Source organism: Rickettsia montanensis str. OSU 85-930, assembly GCF_000284175.1.
Lineage (GTDB): Bacteria > Pseudomonadota > Alphaproteobacteria > Rickettsiales > Rickettsiaceae > Rickettsia > Rickettsia rickettsii.
This window is the reverse complement of the sequence record NC_017043.1, coordinates 1016360-1033889: the sequence shown is the minus strand read 5'-3', so window position 1 is coordinate 1033889 and position 17530 is coordinate 1016360. Positions and strand designations below refer to the sequence as shown.

The window sequence follows — 17530 nt, the reverse complement described above, 5'->3', positions numbered from 1 at the left end:
ATTGACGAAGCAATCTCAGGATATTTGACGAGATTGCCGTGTCGCCTACGGCTCCTCGTAATAACTATTAAATATCCAGCTCACTAATAATTTTATCCATTTTAACTAAAGCCTGTTCATAAATAAATTGAAATCTTTTTTCCGGCTTTTTACCCATTAAATCATCTACTATTTTATCGACATTTTGAAAATCTTCTAAAGTTACCTTTAAAAGCGATCTTTTTTCCGGATGCATAGTAGTTTCCTTTAATTGTGCAGGCATCATTTCACCGAGACCTTTAAACCTACCTACTTCAATTTTAGCTTTACTAGCTTTTAATAATTTATCCGTTAACTTAGCTTTTTCCTCTTCATCGCCTGCATAATAAGTTTTATTAGACTGCGTTAAACGATAAAGCGGAGGCTTAGCTAGATATAAATGCCCCTCTTCTACCAATTTCGGCATTCGTAAAAAAAAGAAAGTCATTAATAGCGAAGCTATATGAGCACCGTCAACATCTGCATCAGTCATAATAATTATTTTTTCGTAACGCAGATTTTCTTTTTTATAATTCTTTAAACTACCGCAGGCAAGAGCTATTTCTAAATCTTGTATTGCTTGATTATTAACGATTTTCTCAAGCGTAGAACTCGCAACATTTAGAACTTTACCCCATAACGGTAATACTGCTTGCGTTTCTCTATTACGTGCTTGTTTTGCAGAGCCTCCTGCCGAATCACCTTCTACAATAAATAATTCCGTCCCTTCAGGTGAAGTGCGTGTGCAATCGGCAAGTTTACCGGGTAAACGTAATTTTTGAGTGGCATTTTTACGGAAAATATTTTTTTCGTTTTTCTTACTGATTCTAAACTCAGCAATGCTAATTACATGCTCAAGTAAATTAGTAGCTAAAGCTTTATCGCTACTAAGAAAATGGTCAAAATGATCTTTTATTATATTCTCGACCGGTTTACTTACACCGTTTGATACTAATTTTTCCTTAGTTTGTCCTTGAAAAGACGGCTCAGCTATAAAAATAGAAAGTACGACACTTGCGGTTTCTAAAATATCCTCAATAGTTAGATTAGCAGCTTTTTTATTCCCTATCATTTCACCATATGCTTTAAGCCCACGTAAAATAGCCGACTTAAGTCCTTGCTCATGTGTTCCTCCTTGAGGAGTCGGAACAGTATTACAATATGATTGAATAAATGCCGAGCTATCGTTATTTTGCCAACAAATCGCCCATTCAAGTTTTATCCTGTCCGGCGTAGACTCTATATTACCTACAAAAATTCCCGGAATAACTAAATTATCTAAAGTTATTTTTGAACTTAAATAATCTTTTAAACCGTTCGGGAAACTTATTAATGCCTTTTTAGGTATATCTGACGGTACTTCTACTTCGCATGCCCATTCTATAGTAACACCGCGATATAAATAAGCTTTTGACCTTGCAAGCTCATAAATCTTTTTAGGATTAAAATGTAATTTTTCACTAAAAATTTCCGGATCGGGAGTGAAATTTATTGATGTACCTCTTAGCCTTTTAGATGATTCTTCACATATTAAATCAGTTAATTTTTCTCCTTTAGAATAACTTTGGCTATATAATTTACCTTGTTTATAAACCTTTATTTCTAAATGTTTAGATAAAGCATTTACTACCGATATTCCAACACCATGCAATCCGCCTGCAGTATGATAAACATTATTTGAGAATTTACCTCCTGAATGAAGAGTAGTTAAAATTACTTCTAAAGCTGATTTGTCAGGAAATTTAGGATGATTATCAATAGGGATACCGCGACCGTTATCAAATATAGTAATACTATGATCATGATGCATTTTTATCGTGATGATACTTGCAAAGCCGGCGACTGCTTCATCCATAGCATTATCCAGCACCTCAGATACTAAATGATGCATAGCATTTGAATCAGTACCCCCGATATACATCCCCGGTCTTTTACGAACAGGCTCAAGCCCCTCTAATACTTCAATATCTTTTGCACTATAGTTATTATCGACTAGCTTATTTTTCTTTTCTTTGTTAAAGCTGAATAAATCGCTCATATATTAGAGATTTAATTAATTATTTTCTCTCCTAAATTAAACTATTTAACATAGAAAAGCAATTAAGCTTTAAAGAAATCGTTTGAAAATTCTACGTCATTGCGAGAAAAAACTGTAAGTTTTGACGAAGCAATCTCAGGATTTTATACTATTTCATGAGATTGCCATGCTCCTTACAGTCGCTCGTAATGACGATAAAAATAATCTTATCAATTATATCCCTTAGCTTTGATTAACATACAAGCTATGTTAGCGTTCCCTTGAGCTAGTGCAATATCTAATGGATATTGGCACTCATCATTTAGAGTAGAAATTTTAATACCTCGTATGACCAAAAATTTTGCTAAATAGTAATTATCGTTATAAATAGCAGCAGTTAGTAATGTCTCACCGCTTCTACCTTTTTCTTGCAATATAGGATAAACGTCAAGTAACGCACGCAACCCAAAAAGATTGTTTCTATCCACTGCTCTAAAAGCATTCTCTACTGCACTACAATAAGATAGATTGGCATAAATATCTTTCTTTTTATTTATATCATTATCATATTTAATAAAACTCTCTACAACTTTTCTTCTTTCGGCACTTGCTATCCATGCTTCTTTCTTTTGGAACAGCTCTATATATGCATGCATATCCATCTGCTCTAAAGTCGCCTGCTCTGTTAGTTTACCAAGAACTATATCATCATCAGGTAAAAGTAACATTTGTGTTTCATCTTTAACAAATTTTGTTACCAACTCCAATGTTTCATTATTTACGTTATTATCTTGTTTTTGAATCGTGACATTTGGAAAGCTTACCGGAGGTGATTTCTTTTGATTATTTGTAGTTTGATTATTATTAATTTGCTTCTCTAAAGGCTGAAGTTGATTCAGCTTCACTACAACAACTGGTATAAGCGGCGTATTCCAATCTTGTTTTTTTGGGACATCTGAAACAGCCACAAATGTCTCTTGCGAGTTATTGAGTTCCGCCGAAGGATCGGTTGTAGGAATTACTTTAGACGGAGTAGTAACGGGTGTATTTGGGCTAGTCGGTGTTATAGGCTGTGTAGAAGGTTGATTTGTAGGCATTACCGGAGGTGCAGGTACATTACTAGGTACTGCCGGAGTTCCTGCAGGAGGTACTGTTGTCGGCATAGTACTTGATGTAGTATCTTGGGTTACCGGCGGGCTAATCACAGGCGGAGAAACAGCAGGCATATTAGGTATAGAGGGTGGTGCTATCGGTGCTACGCTTTCTTCCTCTTTATTAGCATCAGGAGGGTGATTAAGCGGAATAGGCTTATGCACAGGCGGCAAATTGGTTGGTTTATATATTTGCACCGGTCGCTGCGGAGGTACTACATAACTTCCTGCTTGAGCCGGAGGCATAGATACTATCGGTCTCGGTACGTTAGGAGTTATAATATTAGAAGCTAAATTTGTATCATTATGCTCATTAGAAGCAACTTGTTCTTCATGCATTTCATTACTTGTAACACTAGGTAACGTTGCACTACCAATATCTATAAAAGGTTCAGATGCCTCGGCTTCATTAGATTCCTGAATGTCATGAGAAGCTAAATTTACACTACTTTCATGACTGGGATTTGTATAAACGTTATCACTTGTAGCACTAGGCAATGCTGTATTACCGACATCTATAAACGGCTCAGCTTGTTCATTGTCATTAGGCTCTTGGAAAGCTAGCTTTGGCTCTTCTTGATGGGCTGCTTTAGCTTGTTCATTTGCTTGTTTAGGGGGTATATCTTTCTTTTTTGGTTTACTAAAAAATTGCTTAAATTTATTAAAAAAAGAAATATCGGCACTAGAGTAAACATCCTTATCTTTAGTATCTACTCCGGCAGCCGGTAATGATGGCGGTAAGGGCGGAGGTGAAGCATAACTTTGAACTGTCACTAATAACAGATTTATAAAAAATAATATCTTACATAATTTATTTAACATATAATTCCTTATTAAATAATTTATTTGATAGCAGGAGGTGTATGGTTCGTTTATGTCATTCCTGCGAAAGCAGGAATCCAGGGTAAAGCGAGATAAATCGAGCTTTTAATATTAAAAACTTACTGTGTATATACCTTTTAATTGCTGGATTCCCGCTTCCGCGGGAATGACATAAACGAACCATACACCTCTCCCCGCGTTTAGCTAGCAATGACATTCACTCCCCTACCTCTTACTATTCTGCACCAACTTCTTTATCTCAATCTCTACTAACTCTTTAACAAGTACAGGTAGATTTTTATCAAGCCAAGCTTTAAGTTCTGGTTTTAACATCTCAACGACTAATTCTTCAAGTGCATTTTTAGATGAGATATTATTATCCAGCTTTTTACCTTTAATAGTATCGGTAAAATTTTTAAAAATATCACCTACCTCTTCAGCAGATTTAGTTGATATTAACTTTTCTTCTTCATCTTGATTTACTATTTCTGTTAGCTCTAATACATCTTCATCTTCGCTATCATTTTCATGAATAGGATTTTTACGCTCGTTTATTACTCCTTTAATCGATTTTAATATGTCTTCTATCGACATATCTTGGTTCTTTTTATTTTCCTTACTCACGTTAGAAACCTATAAACATTTTCTTTTTAATAGTCTTAAACTCTTCCTCAGGACTAAAATATTTTACTTTAAGTTTTAAACTTCGAGCCGTTAGCTCGCCGGTTAACAATTTCATTTGATATGCCGCAAGTACTGAAGATTTATACGCATCCACACGAGTTATTTTTGCTTCGTATAATTTTTCTTCGGCAGTTAAAACATCTAATATTGTTTTAGATCCGACTATTTCCTCTTGCACAGTACCGTCATATGACATTTGAGCAGCATCCACTCCTTGATTAGCGGCAACAATACGAGATTTTGCTGCTTCAAATCCCTCCCACACGCTTACAACCCCTGCTTGGGTCTGCTTTATCGCACTATCAAGCTGAACTGCACTATTTCTTGTTTGATTTTTAGCCGATCTGATTCTTGAATATTGAGCTCCTCCCTCAGGATAAATAGGGATATTGACCGAAAGAGTAGCAGTATAGCTTCTATTATTTATAGCATTTACATTTCTAGCATTTATATCATCTTGTGGATTGTAGTGTGTTCTACCGGATTGCAGTTGCACACTTACTTGCGGTAATAACTTCCCTTTTTCTGCCATTTCTAAAGCTTTAGCCGAAGTTACATTATGCCTTGCCGAATCAATATCAGGATTGAGCTTAGCAGCTCTTCCGGTTAACTCATCTAATGAAGCAGGTAACATTTTAGGTAACTCAGGCATAGTTATATTAGTTGGCTCTATTCCAAATACTCTAATAAAATTTGCTTTTTTTCCTTGAAAATCGGCATAAGCAGCTAGTTTATTCGTTTCTGCTGCTGCAAGCCCCGCTCTTGCGGTTGCTATATCTACTTCCGTTGCTTCTCCAAGTCTTAATTTTTCCTCAACGGTGTTAACTTGTTGTATGTTAGTGCGAACTCTACTTTCGGAAATATCATATTTCGCTTTGCTCTCAAAACAATCAAGATACGCAGTTATTAAATTTAATAATATTTTTTGTTCACCGGCATAATATGCACCCCGTGCGGCTCTAAATCCTGCTTGAGCAGCTTTAAGAGCCGCAACGCTAGAACCACCATTAAATAGAGACTGTTGAATTGTTAATGCACCTTGATCACTATCTGTTTTCCTTGGAGTAAGACCAAGCCTATCAGCATATTTTTTATTATATTTAGTCTTATTATTTTGTCTATTAATCTGTAATCCGGCACTAGGCATAAACCCCGCAAAAGCTCGCGGAAACTGCTCAATCGAGTCTAAAAACTTAATTCTAGCAGCTTTCAGCTCCTCATTATTCTTATATCCTTCAGTTAAAGCTTCCTGCAAATCAACTGCTGCAACCGCACTAGTTAGTAATAATGTAACAATAAATGTAGTTAATGTACGCATAAATTTCTTGAATAATTGATAATATGTTAGTTAGATTAGTTTAATCTTTCAAGAATATACCTATATCCTAATAAAACAATATAAATCTATTGTAGCAATGTTAGCACGTAATATAACAAAAATTAATCTCAAGGGCAATGATCACTATTTTACATTTTATTTTACGGTTATAAAGCTTTAAGATTAATTAATATTTGATAACAAAATAATAAATTTTATGTCTACAATTGATTTTTCTAGTTTCAGCGGATTAAATAAAGAACAACAAGAAGAACTACAAAGACTTTTAATAAAATTAAAAGGTTTTACAAAATCTTTGAAAATGAATGTAAAGGATTTAGAAGATCATTTATTTTATATTCTACAAAATGCTTTAAATAAATTATCTCACACTGAAAATATCGATGTAGCGAAAATAGAAAAACTTTTTAATAGGACAATCCAAGAATCTATAACTACTTTATCTGAAGCACTTGAGAAATCATATCAAGAACAGTTAAAAACAAAAGATATCTTTTTATTTGACGGGATTATTGTAGAAAAATGTTTAAATGTTTTAGAACAAATTTTAAAATTTCAGCAAGAATTAGATAAACTCTATCCTGGAGCTTCTAAAAAAATTATAGAATCATTAGACAATATATTAGTCGGGGTTATATCGACTCAAATACCGATGCTTGGAATATTTATACAAACAAGCGGAATACTTGAAAAAGTAAATAATCTTATTGACTCTGAAAAATTATTGCCAAAAATAACAAAATTGCATAATGATATAAAAGAAATAAGGGAAGAGGCTAAATCTCATGAGAAGCTTGAAAACATCTATGAAAAAGCCAAAAAAGTTGCCGCAATTTCAGAAATATCAAAAGAACCGCCTCGAAAAATTATTGAAATAGCAAATAAAAACCCTAATAACCAAGCTTCACTAGAGAATGTTGTAAAAGCTGCTAAAGCTATACCAAAAAGCAAAGATGAAGTAGAAGAAAAAATAACAGAACTAAAAAGTAATATTGAAAGTGCAATTCCACAAAATATAAATATTGACAAATTAAACTCTGTAAAGAATACTATTTCTGGTAATCTAAATGAAGCTAAAACAGAATTATCAAAAGTATTAAATCCGGAAGCTTCTTGTGGCGAAAAGATAGAATCCTTATGTAAAGCAGCAGAAAAAGCTACGGAAATTGCAAGCGATATAAAAAAAATAGTAGGAGTAATACCAGGAAGTAAAGAACTCGGAAATGTTATAAGTCTAACAATAAAAACTAACTTATTACCGCCTCCAATCATAGCAATGATTGCAAAGCTAACTCCTGATATGGCTAACTTAGTTAATATAGGTAAAGCAGTGGTTACTATACTTTCTAAAACACACAACTTAACTCAACAACAAGGAAGAGCAAAATAGTGTCTAATTCTAATACTCATATTTTAATTGCCATAGGTTGCTTAGCATTATTATTAATATTTTTAATGTATAAGAAAATAGCAGCACGTAAAAAAAATATATTACCTGCTGAAGGAGGTAATATTGATGATTCGCCAAATGTTGCCCTTAATAGTCAAAAACCAGAAAATAAAAAGCTGACATTACAAGAAAGAATAGAACTATCTTGGCAATTCCTTTATAATATCACGGAAGTTATTTTAACTAAATTCTCTAAAGAAGATGTTATTCAAGTGAATAAATGCGGTCAAGTTTTATTTGAAAATGGCGTTAGATATGAACATAGAGTCGATCTTGCAATCCCTCAAGTTAAGTCTCATACTCAAGCAATTGAACAAGAACAATCTAAAGGAAAAAAAGCCTTAGGAGTATAACTCTTTTCTTTGAAAAGTAGTATTTTATACTTTTTTTAAAAGCATGTTTAAAATCAATTATGTTTTTTACCCTATATCAGAACCGGTATCAGGAAACTCTTATGCACGTTCTAATTATTCAAATTGTCCATCTTGTAAAAAAGATTGGCAATTCAAAACAACATTTCATGAAATATTTGATCATAAATGTAATAAATGCCTTTGATTAGGTTATGAACTTCATATTTAGCTTTTTGTTACCTAGAGATACCTTACATATTCTTAATAACGCCGGTTTAAACAAATCCGTTAACTTGATGCTCCTAGAGTTCCTTAAAAGTGCCGTCTCCTACGATCTTGCCTTTATCCATAACAATAATTCTATCCATATGCTTGATAGTAGATAATCTGTGGGCTATAGCAATTATCGTTACATTCTCAATATCAAGCATGGTATTAATAGATTTTTGTACTTCTTGCTTTGTATGGCTATCAAGGCTTGAAGTTGCTTCATCTAAAACCAGAATCGGAGCGTTTTTAACGAATAGCATGGGCAATTGCTATACGTTGCCTCTGTCCGCCACTTAGCTTTACTCCTCTCTCGCCGACAATGGTGTTATATTTTTCCGGTAAACTTATCGATAAATCCATGGATATTCGCAGCTTTGGCGGCATTTTCTATTTCCCAAGGCAAAGCATTCTCTTTTGCATATCCGATATTATTACCTACTGAGCGATAAAAAAGCATAATATCTTGAGGAATTAAAAAGGCTTTGGTTATCGATTATAATATCGCCAATTCCGGCTTTAAAATTTTTCAATAATAATGCAATTAAAGTGCCGCTACCTGAATGCCCGACAATACCCACTTTCTCACCGGCTTTAATATGCAAATTAAGAGACTGGAGTACACTACTCCCCTCTTTATAAGCAAACGATATATCCTTAAATATAATCTCCCCTTTGAAGATTTTTAATTCAGCAGCATTTTCTTTATTTATAGTATCTTGTGGGATTTGTATGATTGTAAGGGATTGTAAAGGCGGAGCAAAACTCTGCTATATATTCTAAAAAGTCTTTAAGTTCCATAGTGGCATGCCACGAATTTTCAGTAACTAAAAAAGTAAGGGACATAATAAAAGCAATATCGCCGATACTAATTTCACCAAGATGACGTAAATGAATTATATACACAAATACACCTGTTAAATATACCCAATATACTAAACTGAGTATTATACAAATAATTAAATCATATTTGTAATATTTTATTGTTAGAGGGTTATGTACATTATGGTAATAATCATTTACTTTATTTAATTCTCGCTGCTTTGCTGCAAACGAAAAAATAGTAAAGATGTTTGTAATACAATCAGTTACTATACCAAGAATCTTGCTTATCTTGTTCCATTTTAGCAAGTTTAGTAAAAAACTGTAAAGCAAGCGGTAAGTCAATAGCCATAAAGGTACTAATGACAACAAATACTTTAATATTAGTAAGACCCAGTGCAATACTGGACAGCAAGGTAATTAATAACGGTTTGCTTAATTGATACTCGATTGCTTTGTGCATTTTATAATAATTATCACCTATGCCCCGTACTCTCCCGACGATAGCACCGGAAAGGTTATTTTGAAAATAAGTATACGACAAATTAAAACAGTGATTACATATTTTATTCATCATGCCTTGAAAGATATGAGACATTGCTTTAAGTTGTGCAAAGTTATGAGCACGCCAAGCACCATCAAGTATAGCTTGTGCTGCTACAAACCATATTATTGGTTTATAACTTTGAGCAAATATAATCTTTTCATTTTGGGTAAATAAATCAAGCAAGAACTTTACGGCATAATGATATATAATAGGATAAAAGCCGCTTGCAATAGACCCAAGCATCATAACAAAATACCAATAAACAATTTATACGGCTTTATAACAGACCATAAAAAAGAAACAGGATAAGTTTTGATTTTCATAAGTTGAGAAATGTATGTTATTCTTAGATGAAAGCGACCTTATTACATGGCCCGTTTTACATCATACCTGCGTGCCCTTGTTGCATGACTCTTATGTCATTCCCGCAAAAGCGGGAATCCAGTACCTTAAAGCTTTATTTGAAAAGTAAAACTTATAATCTTGGTCTAAAAGATTTTTTTTGGAAAGCTCGATTTATCTCGCTTTACCCTGGATTCCCGCCTTCGCGGGGATGACATCGATCCTTAAGTTGTCACCCATGTGCGATCCACGAAATGACATTATTGTAGATAATCTATTAATATATTAGTATCAAAGGTAGCTTTCATTCGTTCCACTCATTACGTAATTTAGCCTGATATTCTAAACTATCTAGATTTTTATCTTTCCAGAGTCCAAAAGCGTTTTCAAATGCCTTATTATTGTGATCATTACTATCAATGTAACTAGTTAAAGCTTGCCCAATAATTTTATCTCTTGATATTTTTTTCTTGGATAGTTTATCTAGAATTTTAATTTGCGAATCAGCTATATTAATAATAGTTCTCACATAATCTCCTTAGGATTTTTTCCTAATTGGGATATCATATCCCTATGATACATATTATTATCTTATATCATCCTTTAGATTTAAAATCTACAAATATTTCTCATTCTCTTCTTTAACCACAGCTATTAACTGCTCAACCGATAATACTTCTTGGTCAGTAGTTCCGAGCCTTCTAATCGCTACTTGTTTATTTTCTTGCTCTTGTTTACCGATTACTGCAATCATCGGTATTTTTTGATTAGAAAACTCACGAATCTTATAGTTAATTTTATCAGGTGAGATATTAAAATCCGTTCTTACCCCGTTATCAATTAAAGCTTTCTGCACTTCCAAAGCATAATCGTTCAAATCGCTGGTAATAGTTGCAATAGCAACCTGCACTGGTGCAAGCCAAAGCGGAAACCTACCTGCATATTCTTCAATCAATATACCAATAAAACGCTCAAGTGAGCCAAGGATCGCTCTATGTAGCATTACGGGTCTTTTTTTCTCTCCGCTTGCTGCAACATAGCTAGCGTCTAACCGCTCCGGCAAAACAAAATCCATCTGAAGCGTACCGCATTGCCATTGCCGCCCTATCGCATCGGTTAATACAAACTCAAGCTTCGGACCGTAAAATGCCCCCTCGCCCGGGTTTAGTGTATAAGTAAATCCTACTTGTTCTACTGCTTCTTTTAAAGCATTCTCAGCCTTATTCCAAACTTCACCGCTCCCTGCTCTGATTTCAGGACGATCAGAGAATTTTACCTTTATATCAGTAAAGCCGAAATCCTTATAAACTTCAGTCAGTAATTTACAAAAACTAACCGTTTCATCGGTAATTTGTCCCTCAGCACAAAATATATGTGCATCGTCTTGCACTAAACTCCGCACCCTCATTAAACCGTGCAGCGCACCGGACGCCTCATTACGATGGCACAAACCAAACTCCGACATACGAAGAGGTAAATCACGATAACTCTTGATACCTTGTTTGAAAATCTGCACGTGGCAAGGGCAGTTCATCGGCTTCAAAGCTAATGTCTTGTCGTCTGTTTCTAACGCAAACATATCATCACGAAACTTTTCCCAATGTCCTGAAGCCTCCCAAAGGCTTTTATCGACCAAAACAGGAGTCTTAACTTCGGTATAACCGTTTTTACGCATCTTTTTCCTAATATACTGCTCAATGGTATTATATATACTCCAGCCTTTATCATGCCAAAATACCATTCCTTGAGCTTCTTCTTGGAAGTGGAATAAATCAAGCTCACGCCCAAGCTTTCTATGATCACGCTTTTCGGCTTCTTCAAGCATCAAGAGGTAACTATCTAGCTGCTCCTTCGTGGCCCAAGCAGTACCGTATATACGCTGCAACATCTCATTACGACTATCACCTCGCCAATACGCTCCTGCAACTTTCATCAACTTAAAATGCTTAACAACCCCTGTAGAAGGAGCATGCGGACCTCGGCATAGATCAATAAAATTACCTTGCCTGTATAAAGTAATTGGCTCACCTGCCGGAATTGAAGCAATAATTTCGGCTTTATAATGCTCTCCTATCGATTTAAAAAACTCTACGGCTTTATCCCTATCCCACAGCTCTCTTGTTACTTTCTCGTTCTTTTGTGAAAGTTCTTGCATTTTAGCTTCTATAACGGCTAAATCATCAGTGGTAAAAGGTTTATCACGAGCAAAATCGTAATAATAACCGTTTTCAATTGCAGGACCAATCGTTACCTGAGTTTCAGGGAATAGTTCCTTTACTGCTTCTGCTGTTAAATGTGCCGCATCGTGCCTTATTATCTCGAGACATTCAGGATCTTTCGCAGTTAAAATACGAAGCTTACAATCATTTTCAATTACGATACTTAAGTCTTGAAGCTCACCGTTTATTTCAGCAACCATTGCTGCTTTAGCAAGTGACATTGAAATTGCATTTGCTACTTCATAGGCGGTAATGTTTTTTGCAAATTGTTTTATACTCCCATCGGGAAAGGAAATATTAATCATTCTTTTATAACTTATTTTTTCTTCCAATTTTTTACTTGTACCTTATCTCGTAGCTCTTATGTCATTCCTGCAAAAGCAGGAATGACACTTAGACTACTTTCTTTCTTGATCTATCATAACCATGGCATTCATAAATTCTAATACTCTTGCATCACTAAGGATCTGATCAATAGCTTTATCGTTAAAGGTTAGTCCGGCGTCTTTACTTTTTACATCAACTACTAAAGATTCACCGTCTTTTAATTCAGAATTTTTACTAAAAACTTCTATTGCCCTAAAGCCGTATTGCTTTATTACTGAAGATTGTTTTCCTAGATTTAAAGCAAATTCCTTAGAACCTTCTATTTTATTAAGCACCGGTACAATAGCATTATTAGTATAATGCACAAAATTATTTATAACCGCACTCGGATCCGATAATTTTATTACGCTTTCTAGATTCAGAGGATTATCTATAGTAGGCATATCAATATCAATAGCAAAATTAAAATCATCCATTACAATACTAGTTTTACCGGATAATTTTTTTGCTTCAGGATCAAACTCACCTTTTAAATTAAATTCGGAATTATTTATTTTTGCAAAAACACCCATTACTCTTTCCCCATCTTCTCGAGTAATAGGGCTAGTTAGTTTAAAAATTTTATCTAACTCAGCTCTTTTGTTTAAACCATTACTAAAGTAGCTTCCTAAAGCTTCAGCTGCCGTTTTTTGGTATGTTTCAGAAGGTTCTATAGTAGATTTAATATTTAAAGCAAAATCAAAAATTTTATCTTTTTCTATATTTAATTTATATAAATTACTTTCTACTTTTCCTTTTCTTTCAATATCACAAGCAAATAAAAACGGCTTACCTTTTACTAATTCTCCTAACATCTGCATAAAAATAACAGCATGCATATTCTCATCTTGCTTTTGATCTAGAGAAAAAGTTTGAATTAATAATTTCCCAAGAGCTACTAACTCATCACTATATTTTAGTTTTAATTTGGAATTGTAAGAAATAGGTAAATTTAATATATCTAACTTTGTCAAACCATACTCAAAGAAAGCAGTATCAGAATCATTAGCTATTTTATATCTCAACAATTTAAAAATTTTATCATATAAATTTCTTCTGTAATTTTCAGAAATAAAAGTAACAGTGTTTTTTCCATCCAAAATTAACAAATTAAGGTTATCCGATGTCTTAGTATTAGTAATTACAGAATTACTAACATCACTCTCTGCTAATTTTTCTGCATCTAGAGAACTATAAAGAGTTGATTTATTGTCACTCAAGCTTAATTTCCAATAATCAGGCTCTCTATTAAACAAAGATTTTCTAAACCAAATTGTTGTATGATGATCAGGTGAGTAAAAAATATTTTTTTCATCTTGAGCGGTAGTAATTTTTACATTATTTCCGTAAGAATCAATTTTTGTAATATTCAAAAACGGTATATGTCTAATAACTATTTCATCAAAATAAAAATCTATAGGTTTTAACATTACTTTATTTAAAGTAACACTAAATCCATATTTATTAACTTTTATTGCATCATAAGTTATATATTCTTCATATTTATCAAGAATAGAGATAATATTTTCTTTACTTTGATGTTCAAATTTATAGGCAGCATATCCCCACCCTACTAGGATTAGAGCTATAAAGCTTATTATAATAAATCGTATTTTCATCTTTTTTACTGTAAAAAATTATTAAAAATCAGAAATGTTGTTCCTGCGTAGACACCTAACCGTCATTGCGAGCAGCCGTAGGCTGCGTTGCAATCTCATCAAATATCCTGAGATTGCTTCGTCAATTACTTTGTAATTTTCCTCGCAATGACGAAAAACCGAACTTTGTAATAAAACCTTAAACAGTCCAAAATAGCATATATCGCTTAAAAAATATATTTATTTTTCTTTTAAACGATCAGCTATTAGCTGATATGATTCAAAAACCTTATTTGGTTCTTTTTCGAGCAATTCAAATCCCAATTTTTCATTACTGTTAATATGCCATAACCTACAATTATCCGGACTAATTTCATCAGTTAACATAATGATATATTCTTCACCGTTAAACACACGCCCAAATTCTAATTTACACTCAACAAGCCGAATCCCAACACCAATAAATAAGCCGCTTAGAAAATCATATATACGCAAAGCCTGCTCTTTTACCGCTTTAATTTCATCCCTAGTTAACCAGCCAAAATTTAATATTTGATACTCATTAACTATCGGATATTTAAATTCACGACTTCGGACCTTAAAATCAATGATAGGTTTATCAAATACATACCCTTCATCAATTCCGAATTCTTTTACAAATCTACTGCACGCTACTGATGATATTATTACTTGTATCGGGAAAACCTCGACATATTGAATTAATTGCTCCCTCATATTTATTTTTTCGATAAAATGATTTTCAATGCCGATCATTTCCAGTTTATCCATTAGAAAGGAAGAAATATTATTATTAAGTACTCCTTTACCTGATATATCAATAGTCTCACCGGTTTCTAAAATAGCCTTATCGGAAAAAGCCATTATAAGTAAAAAATCTTCTTCGGCAGAATATAAAATTTTACTTGAACCTTCATATAATTTTTTTTTCATTTATTTGTCTCAAAATTCATTTTCCTCGTCATTGCGAGAAAATTACGAAGTAATTGACGAAGCAATCTCAGGAACTTGTTATTTGTTATTATTTCATGAGATTGCCACGCAGCCTAAGGCCGCTCGCAATGACGACTCTGGTATCCACACAAGCATATCATTAAAATCCCTGAAGATCATTCGGACCGACAATTGCCGACGTAGTAGTACCACTAAATATTTTATTTGCCGTATTAATAATATCATCAGCTTTTATGCTCATGATAATTTCCATAATCTCTTCAGGAGAAATATATTTACCGAAAACAGAATAATTTTTACCTATTTCTTCTGACTTATAGGTATTTTTCTCTTGAGCCATTTGTAAATTACTACGCAGTTGTGTTTTAGCTCTAAGAATCTCTTCTGTGCTTACTTGTTCAGTCATTTTTATTATTTCGTTTTTAATCTCTCTATATAATAATTCTAATTTATCATGTGCAGTGGATGCATAAATTGTAAACACTCCACTATCAAAATAAGCACTATTATAACTACCTACTGCATATGCTAAACCTAATTTCTCACGAATACTTTGAAATAAACGCGATGACATACCGCCACCGAATATTATAGAAAGTAGATGGGTTTGGTAAAGCTTTTCTAAATTAATATATGATGTACCTTCAAACCCTAGCACTAAACTAGTTTGCTCTAACTCCTTATTAATAAAGCCGTTTCCGCCTATATATTTTGCCGGAATAAAGCTACTTTTTACTCCTTGCTTCAAAGAAGAAAATAACTGTTCCGCTATAATTACTATTTTATCATGATCAATATTACCGGCAATTGATAAATAGAGATTTTCAGCATTATAATGTTTATCTATAAAATTAAAAAAATGTTCTTTCGTAAAAGTTACAAGGGTTTTAGCAGTACCTAAGATTGACTTACCCAACGGTTGTTCTCTATAAACTTTATCATAAAATTTCTCATATACTAGGTCATCTGGATTATCCTGATGATGAGCAATTTCCTGCATGATCACCTGATATTCCTTAGCTATTTCCTCATCAGCAAAAATAGAATTTTGAACTATATCGGCAAGTATATTAAGTGCTTTATCACAATTTTCAGACAAGACTCGTGCATAATATACCGTATTCTCATGACCGGTATAGGCATTAAAATGTCCGCCTATAGAGTCAAACTCTTCCGCTATCTGTTTTGCCGTTCTAGTTTTTGTACCTTTAAAAGCCATATGCTCAAGAAAGTGAGATATGCCTTCCTCTTCTGCATTCTCATAACGTGCTCCAACTTTAGCAATTAAATTTATTGCTACCGAATTAACATAAGGCATATTATATGTTAAAATTGTCAAACCGTTTTTTAATTTACTAACATTAAAATTTTCTTTCATAATTTATCTTTTATTTTCTAAATCGTCATTGCGAGGAGATGCATAGCATCGACGTGGCAATCTCAGGAATTTTATATTACTTCATGAGATTGCCACACTCCTTATAGTCGCTCGCAATGACGTTTTTTGATTTAAGCGATGACTCTCTTAACTTCGCAAGCCTTAGAAATCTTGCAAAAGCAAAAATTATTGAATCTACAAAACCGTCAAAACCAAATACAAAATAGCGTCTGATAAAAAACGCTTTAAAAAACCACCATATCATTTCAGTTGTTAAACGAAAATTTGAAAGCTTTTTTCCTTGCTTAACTAAATCTTTTGCTTGCTCGCTAGAATAAAAATTTGCTTTAGTGACCAACTGCTCAATTGAAGTACCCGAATAATGATAAGCAGCTTCATTTAATAGATAAATTTTACCTGCAAAATCAACATCTTTATTAAATATTACCGAATCATGAGTAGTACTATTTACGGTATTTGCAAAGCTTGCAAATTTTTTATTATACAATCGAGTACATTTATTAAATGGAGCAAACATTCGTGGCTTTTGGTCATTACGATGCATTATTAACAGCTTTATTTGATAAGCTAAATAACGATCTTGATTATGAGAGGCAAAAATATACTCTATTTCGTCTTGTAACTCTTTAGATAACTCCTCATCGGCATCAATATTAAGAACCCAATCATTTACGCAAAGGCTTTCGGCAAAAGATTTCTGTTCTACATAACCAAGCCACGGTTTTATTACTACCTTTGCTCCTAATTTTTCAGCTATTGCTACCGTATCATCAGTACTTTCGCTATCGACTACTATCACCTCATCAGTAACATTTTTTACGCTATTTATAGCTCGTGCTACCCTTGCGGATTCATTTTTGGTAATAATAAATGCTGAGATTTTTTCAGTTAATGACTTATTCATAATGCGTATACATTCTAAGAATTTTTACAACTTTTGCTTGTTTATAAACTTCATAAACCAACCTATGTTGAATATTAATTCTTCTTGAATAGCAACCGCTAAAGTCACCAACGAGCTTTTCATATGGAGGGTAAATTTTCCAAGGATCAATACTAACTATGTTTAACAAAACTTCTACTTTATTCTTTAAACCGGCTTGCACTATTTTCTTAGCATCTTTTTGTGCTTGTGTAGTATAACGAATTATATACATTTATAAA

20 protein-coding genes and 1 pseudogene are annotated in these 17530 nt (G+C 33.4%); 3 read left to right on the top strand and 18 right to left on the bottom strand.

Annotation, left to right across the window (positions count from 1 at the left end; translation table 11 throughout):
• Window positions 1–67 precede the first annotated feature (67 nt).
• The 5 genes and pseudogenes from parE to MCI_RS05555 all read right to left on the bottom strand — a co-directional run bounded on the left by parE (window position 68) and on the right by MCI_RS05555 (window position 6010).
• The gene (gene parE / locus MCI_RS05570) at window positions 68–2056 is read right to left on the bottom strand and encodes a DNA topoisomerase IV subunit B (protein ID WP_014410015.1); all 1989 of its coding nucleotides are present in this window, start codon (window positions 2054–2056) and stop codon (window positions 68–70) included.
• Window positions 2057–2265: 209 nt separating this feature from the next.
• Window positions 2266–4008, bottom strand: a complete 1743-nt coding sequence (locus MCI_RS05565) for an ankyrin repeat domain-containing protein (RefSeq protein WP_014410014.1) — start codon at window positions 4006–4008, stop codon at window positions 2266–2268.
• Window positions 3998–4225 (bottom strand): annotated as a pseudogene (locus tag MCI_RS10025) (hypothetical protein). The gene MCI_RS05565 and the pseudogene MCI_RS10025 overlap by 11 nt, the downstream one beginning before the upstream one ends.
• Before the next feature lie 8 nt (window positions 4226–4233).
• Window positions 4234–4632, bottom strand: coding sequence for a DUF2497 domain-containing protein (locus tag MCI_RS05560; RefSeq protein WP_014410013.1), 399 nt, complete (start codon window positions 4630–4632; stop codon window positions 4234–4236).
• Window position 4633: 1 nt separating this feature from the next.
• Window positions 4634–6010 (bottom strand): TolC family protein, encoded by a 1377-nt coding sequence (locus tag MCI_RS05555; protein ID WP_014410012.1) that lies wholly within the window; start codon window positions 6008–6010, stop codon window positions 4634–4636.
• Window positions 6011–6227: 217 nt separating this feature from the next.
• Between MCI_RS05555 and MCI_RS10020 the strand changes: the two genes are divergently transcribed.
• The 3 genes from MCI_RS10020 to MCI_RS08635 are packed head-to-tail and all read left to right on the top strand — an operon-like array spanning window position 6228 to window position 8039.
• Window positions 6228–7421 (top strand): hypothetical protein, encoded by a 1194-nt coding sequence (locus tag MCI_RS10020; protein ID WP_014410011.1) that lies wholly within the window; start codon window positions 6228–6230, stop codon window positions 7419–7421.
• Window positions 7421–7834 carry a DUF2660 domain-containing protein gene (locus tag MCI_RS05545; RefSeq protein WP_014410010.1) on the top strand — a complete coding sequence of 138 codons (414 nt, stop codon included), beginning with the start codon at window positions 7421–7423 and terminating at the stop codon, window positions 7832–7834. Before MCI_RS10020 ends, MCI_RS05545 begins: the two co-directional genes overlap by 1 nt.
• A 43-nt stretch (window positions 7835–7877) precedes the next feature.
• Complete coding sequence (locus MCI_RS08635) at window positions 7878–8039, top strand: DUF2310 family Zn-ribbon-containing protein (protein WP_232202649.1); 162 nt, start codon at window positions 7878–7880, stop codon at window positions 8037–8039.
• Window positions 8040–8136: 97 nt separating this feature from the next.
• Here MCI_RS08635 and MCI_RS10015 read toward each other — a convergent pair whose 3' ends face one another.
• The 13 genes from MCI_RS10015 to MCI_RS05495 form a co-directional block, all read right to left on the bottom strand.
• Window positions 8137–8364: a hypothetical protein gene (locus MCI_RS10015; RefSeq protein WP_232202648.1), complete on the bottom strand. Its 228-nt coding sequence runs from the start codon at window positions 8362–8364 to the stop codon at window positions 8137–8139.
• Window positions 8351–8488 carry a hypothetical protein gene (locus MCI_RS10010; RefSeq protein ID WP_232202647.1) on the bottom strand — a complete coding sequence of 46 codons (138 nt, stop codon included), beginning with the start codon at window positions 8486–8488 and terminating at the stop codon, window positions 8351–8353. Before MCI_RS10010 ends, MCI_RS10015 begins: the two co-directional genes overlap by 14 nt.
• Window positions 8430–8561, bottom strand: coding sequence for a hypothetical protein (locus tag MCI_RS10355; RefSeq protein WP_269479136.1), 132 nt, complete (start codon window positions 8559–8561; stop codon window positions 8430–8432). The genes MCI_RS10010 and MCI_RS10355 overlap by 59 nt, the downstream gene beginning before the upstream one ends.
• Window positions 8536–8682 carry a hypothetical protein gene (locus MCI_RS10005; RefSeq protein WP_232202761.1) on the bottom strand — a complete coding sequence of 49 codons (147 nt, stop codon included), beginning with the start codon at window positions 8680–8682 and terminating at the stop codon, window positions 8536–8538. The genes MCI_RS10355 and MCI_RS10005 overlap by 26 nt, the downstream gene beginning before the upstream one ends.
• A 124-nt stretch (window positions 8683–8806) precedes the next feature.
• Window positions 8807–9232 carry an ABC transporter transmembrane domain-containing protein gene (locus tag MCI_RS10000; RefSeq protein WP_232202646.1) on the bottom strand — a complete coding sequence of 142 codons (426 nt, stop codon included), beginning with the start codon at window positions 9230–9232 and terminating at the stop codon, window positions 8807–8809.
• Window positions 9186–9713, bottom strand: coding sequence for a multidrug ABC transporter ATPase (locus tag MCI_RS09995; RefSeq protein WP_232202645.1), 528 nt, complete (start codon window positions 9711–9713; stop codon window positions 9186–9188). Before MCI_RS09995 ends, MCI_RS10000 begins: the two co-directional genes overlap by 47 nt.
• A 403-nt stretch (window positions 9714–10116) precedes the next feature.
• Entirely contained in the window at window positions 10117–10341 is a 225-nt protein-coding gene (locus MCI_RS05525; RefSeq protein WP_014410009.1) for a hypothetical protein, read from the bottom strand.
• An 87-nt stretch (window positions 10342–10428) separates the two neighbouring features.
• Window positions 10429–12336 carry a threonine--tRNA ligase gene (thrS, locus tag MCI_RS05520; protein ID WP_014410008.1) on the bottom strand — a complete coding sequence of 636 codons (1908 nt, stop codon included), beginning with the start codon at window positions 12334–12336 and terminating at the stop codon, window positions 10429–10431.
• A gap of 93 nt (window positions 12337–12429) precedes the next feature.
• Complete coding sequence (locus tag MCI_RS05515) at window positions 12430–14016, bottom strand: hypothetical protein (protein WP_014410007.1); 1587 nt, start codon at window positions 14014–14016, stop codon at window positions 12430–12432.
• A gap of 219 nt (window positions 14017–14235) precedes the next feature.
• Window positions 14236–14946, bottom strand: a complete 711-nt coding sequence (locus tag MCI_RS05510) for a phosphoribosylaminoimidazolesuccinocarboxamide synthase (RefSeq protein WP_014410006.1) — start codon at window positions 14944–14946, stop codon at window positions 14236–14238.
• A 160-nt stretch (window positions 14947–15106) separates the two neighbouring features.
• Window positions 15107–16345 (bottom strand): M16 family metallopeptidase, encoded by a 1239-nt coding sequence (locus MCI_RS05505; RefSeq protein ID WP_014410005.1) that lies wholly within the window; start codon window positions 16343–16345, stop codon window positions 15107–15109.
• A gap of 76 nt (window positions 16346–16421) precedes the next feature.
• On the bottom strand, window positions 16422–17270 hold the full coding sequence (locus MCI_RS05500) for a glycosyltransferase family 2 protein (protein WP_014410004.1): 849 nt from the start codon (window positions 17268–17270) through the stop codon (window positions 16422–16424).
• Window positions 17263–17523, bottom strand: a complete 261-nt coding sequence (locus MCI_RS05495; protein ID WP_014410003.1) for a Txe/YoeB family addiction module toxin — start codon at window positions 17521–17523, stop codon at window positions 17263–17265. Before MCI_RS05495 ends, MCI_RS05500 begins: the two co-directional genes overlap by 8 nt.
• Window positions 17524–17530 lie beyond the last annotated feature (7 nt).

Bases quoted from the DNA above. Each gene is read 5' to 3' on its own strand.
- parE (WP_014410015.1), bottom strand. From the start codon at position 2,056: ATGAGCGATTTATTCAGCTTTAACAAAGAAAAGAAAAATAAGCTAGTC.
- MCI_RS05565 (WP_014410014.1), bottom strand. From the start codon at position 4,008: ATGTTAAATAAATTATGTAAGATATTATTTTTTATAAATCTGTTATTA.
- MCI_RS05555 (WP_014410012.1), bottom strand. From the start codon at position 6,010: ATGCGTACATTAACTACATTTATTGTTACATTATTACTAACTAGTGCG.
- MCI_RS10020 (WP_014410011.1), top strand. From the start codon at position 6,228: ATGTCTACAATTGATTTTTCTAGTTTCAGCGGATTAAATAAAGAACAA.
- MCI_RS08635 (WP_232202649.1), top strand. From the start codon at position 7,878: ATGTTTAAAATCAATTATGTTTTTTACCCTATATCAGAACCGGTATCA.
- MCI_RS10015 (WP_232202648.1), bottom strand. From the start codon at position 8,364: ATGCTATTCGTTAAAAACGCTCCGATTCTGGTTTTAGATGAAGCAACT.
- MCI_RS10010 (WP_232202647.1), bottom strand. From the start codon at position 8,488: ATGCCGCCAAAGCTGCGAATATCCATGGATTTATCGATAAGTTTACCG.
- MCI_RS10355 (WP_269479136.1), bottom strand. From the start codon at position 8,561: ATGCTTTTTTATCGCTCAGTAGGTAATAATATCGGATATGCAAAAGAG.
- MCI_RS09995 (WP_232202645.1), bottom strand. From the start codon at position 9,713: ATGCTTGGGTCTATTGCAAGCGGCTTTTATCCTATTATATATCATTAT.
- thrS (WP_014410008.1), bottom strand. From the start codon at position 12,336: ATGATTAATATTTCCTTTCCCGATGGGAGTATAAAACAATTTGCAAAA.
- MCI_RS05515 (WP_014410007.1), bottom strand. From the start codon at position 14,016: ATGAAAATACGATTTATTATAATAAGCTTTATAGCTCTAATCCTAGTA.
- MCI_RS05510 (WP_014410006.1), bottom strand. From the start codon at position 14,946: ATGAAAAAAAAATTATATGAAGGTTCAAGTAAAATTTTATATTCTGCC.
- MCI_RS05505 (WP_014410005.1), bottom strand. From the start codon at position 16,345: ATGAAAGAAAATTTTAATGTTAGTAAATTAAAAAACGGTTTGACAATT.
- MCI_RS05500 (WP_014410004.1), bottom strand. From the start codon at position 17,270: ATGAATAAGTCATTAACTGAAAAAATCTCAGCATTTATTATTACCAAA.
- MCI_RS05495 (WP_014410003.1), bottom strand. From the start codon at position 17,523: ATGTATATAATTCGTTATACTACACAAGCACAAAAAGATGCTAAGAAA.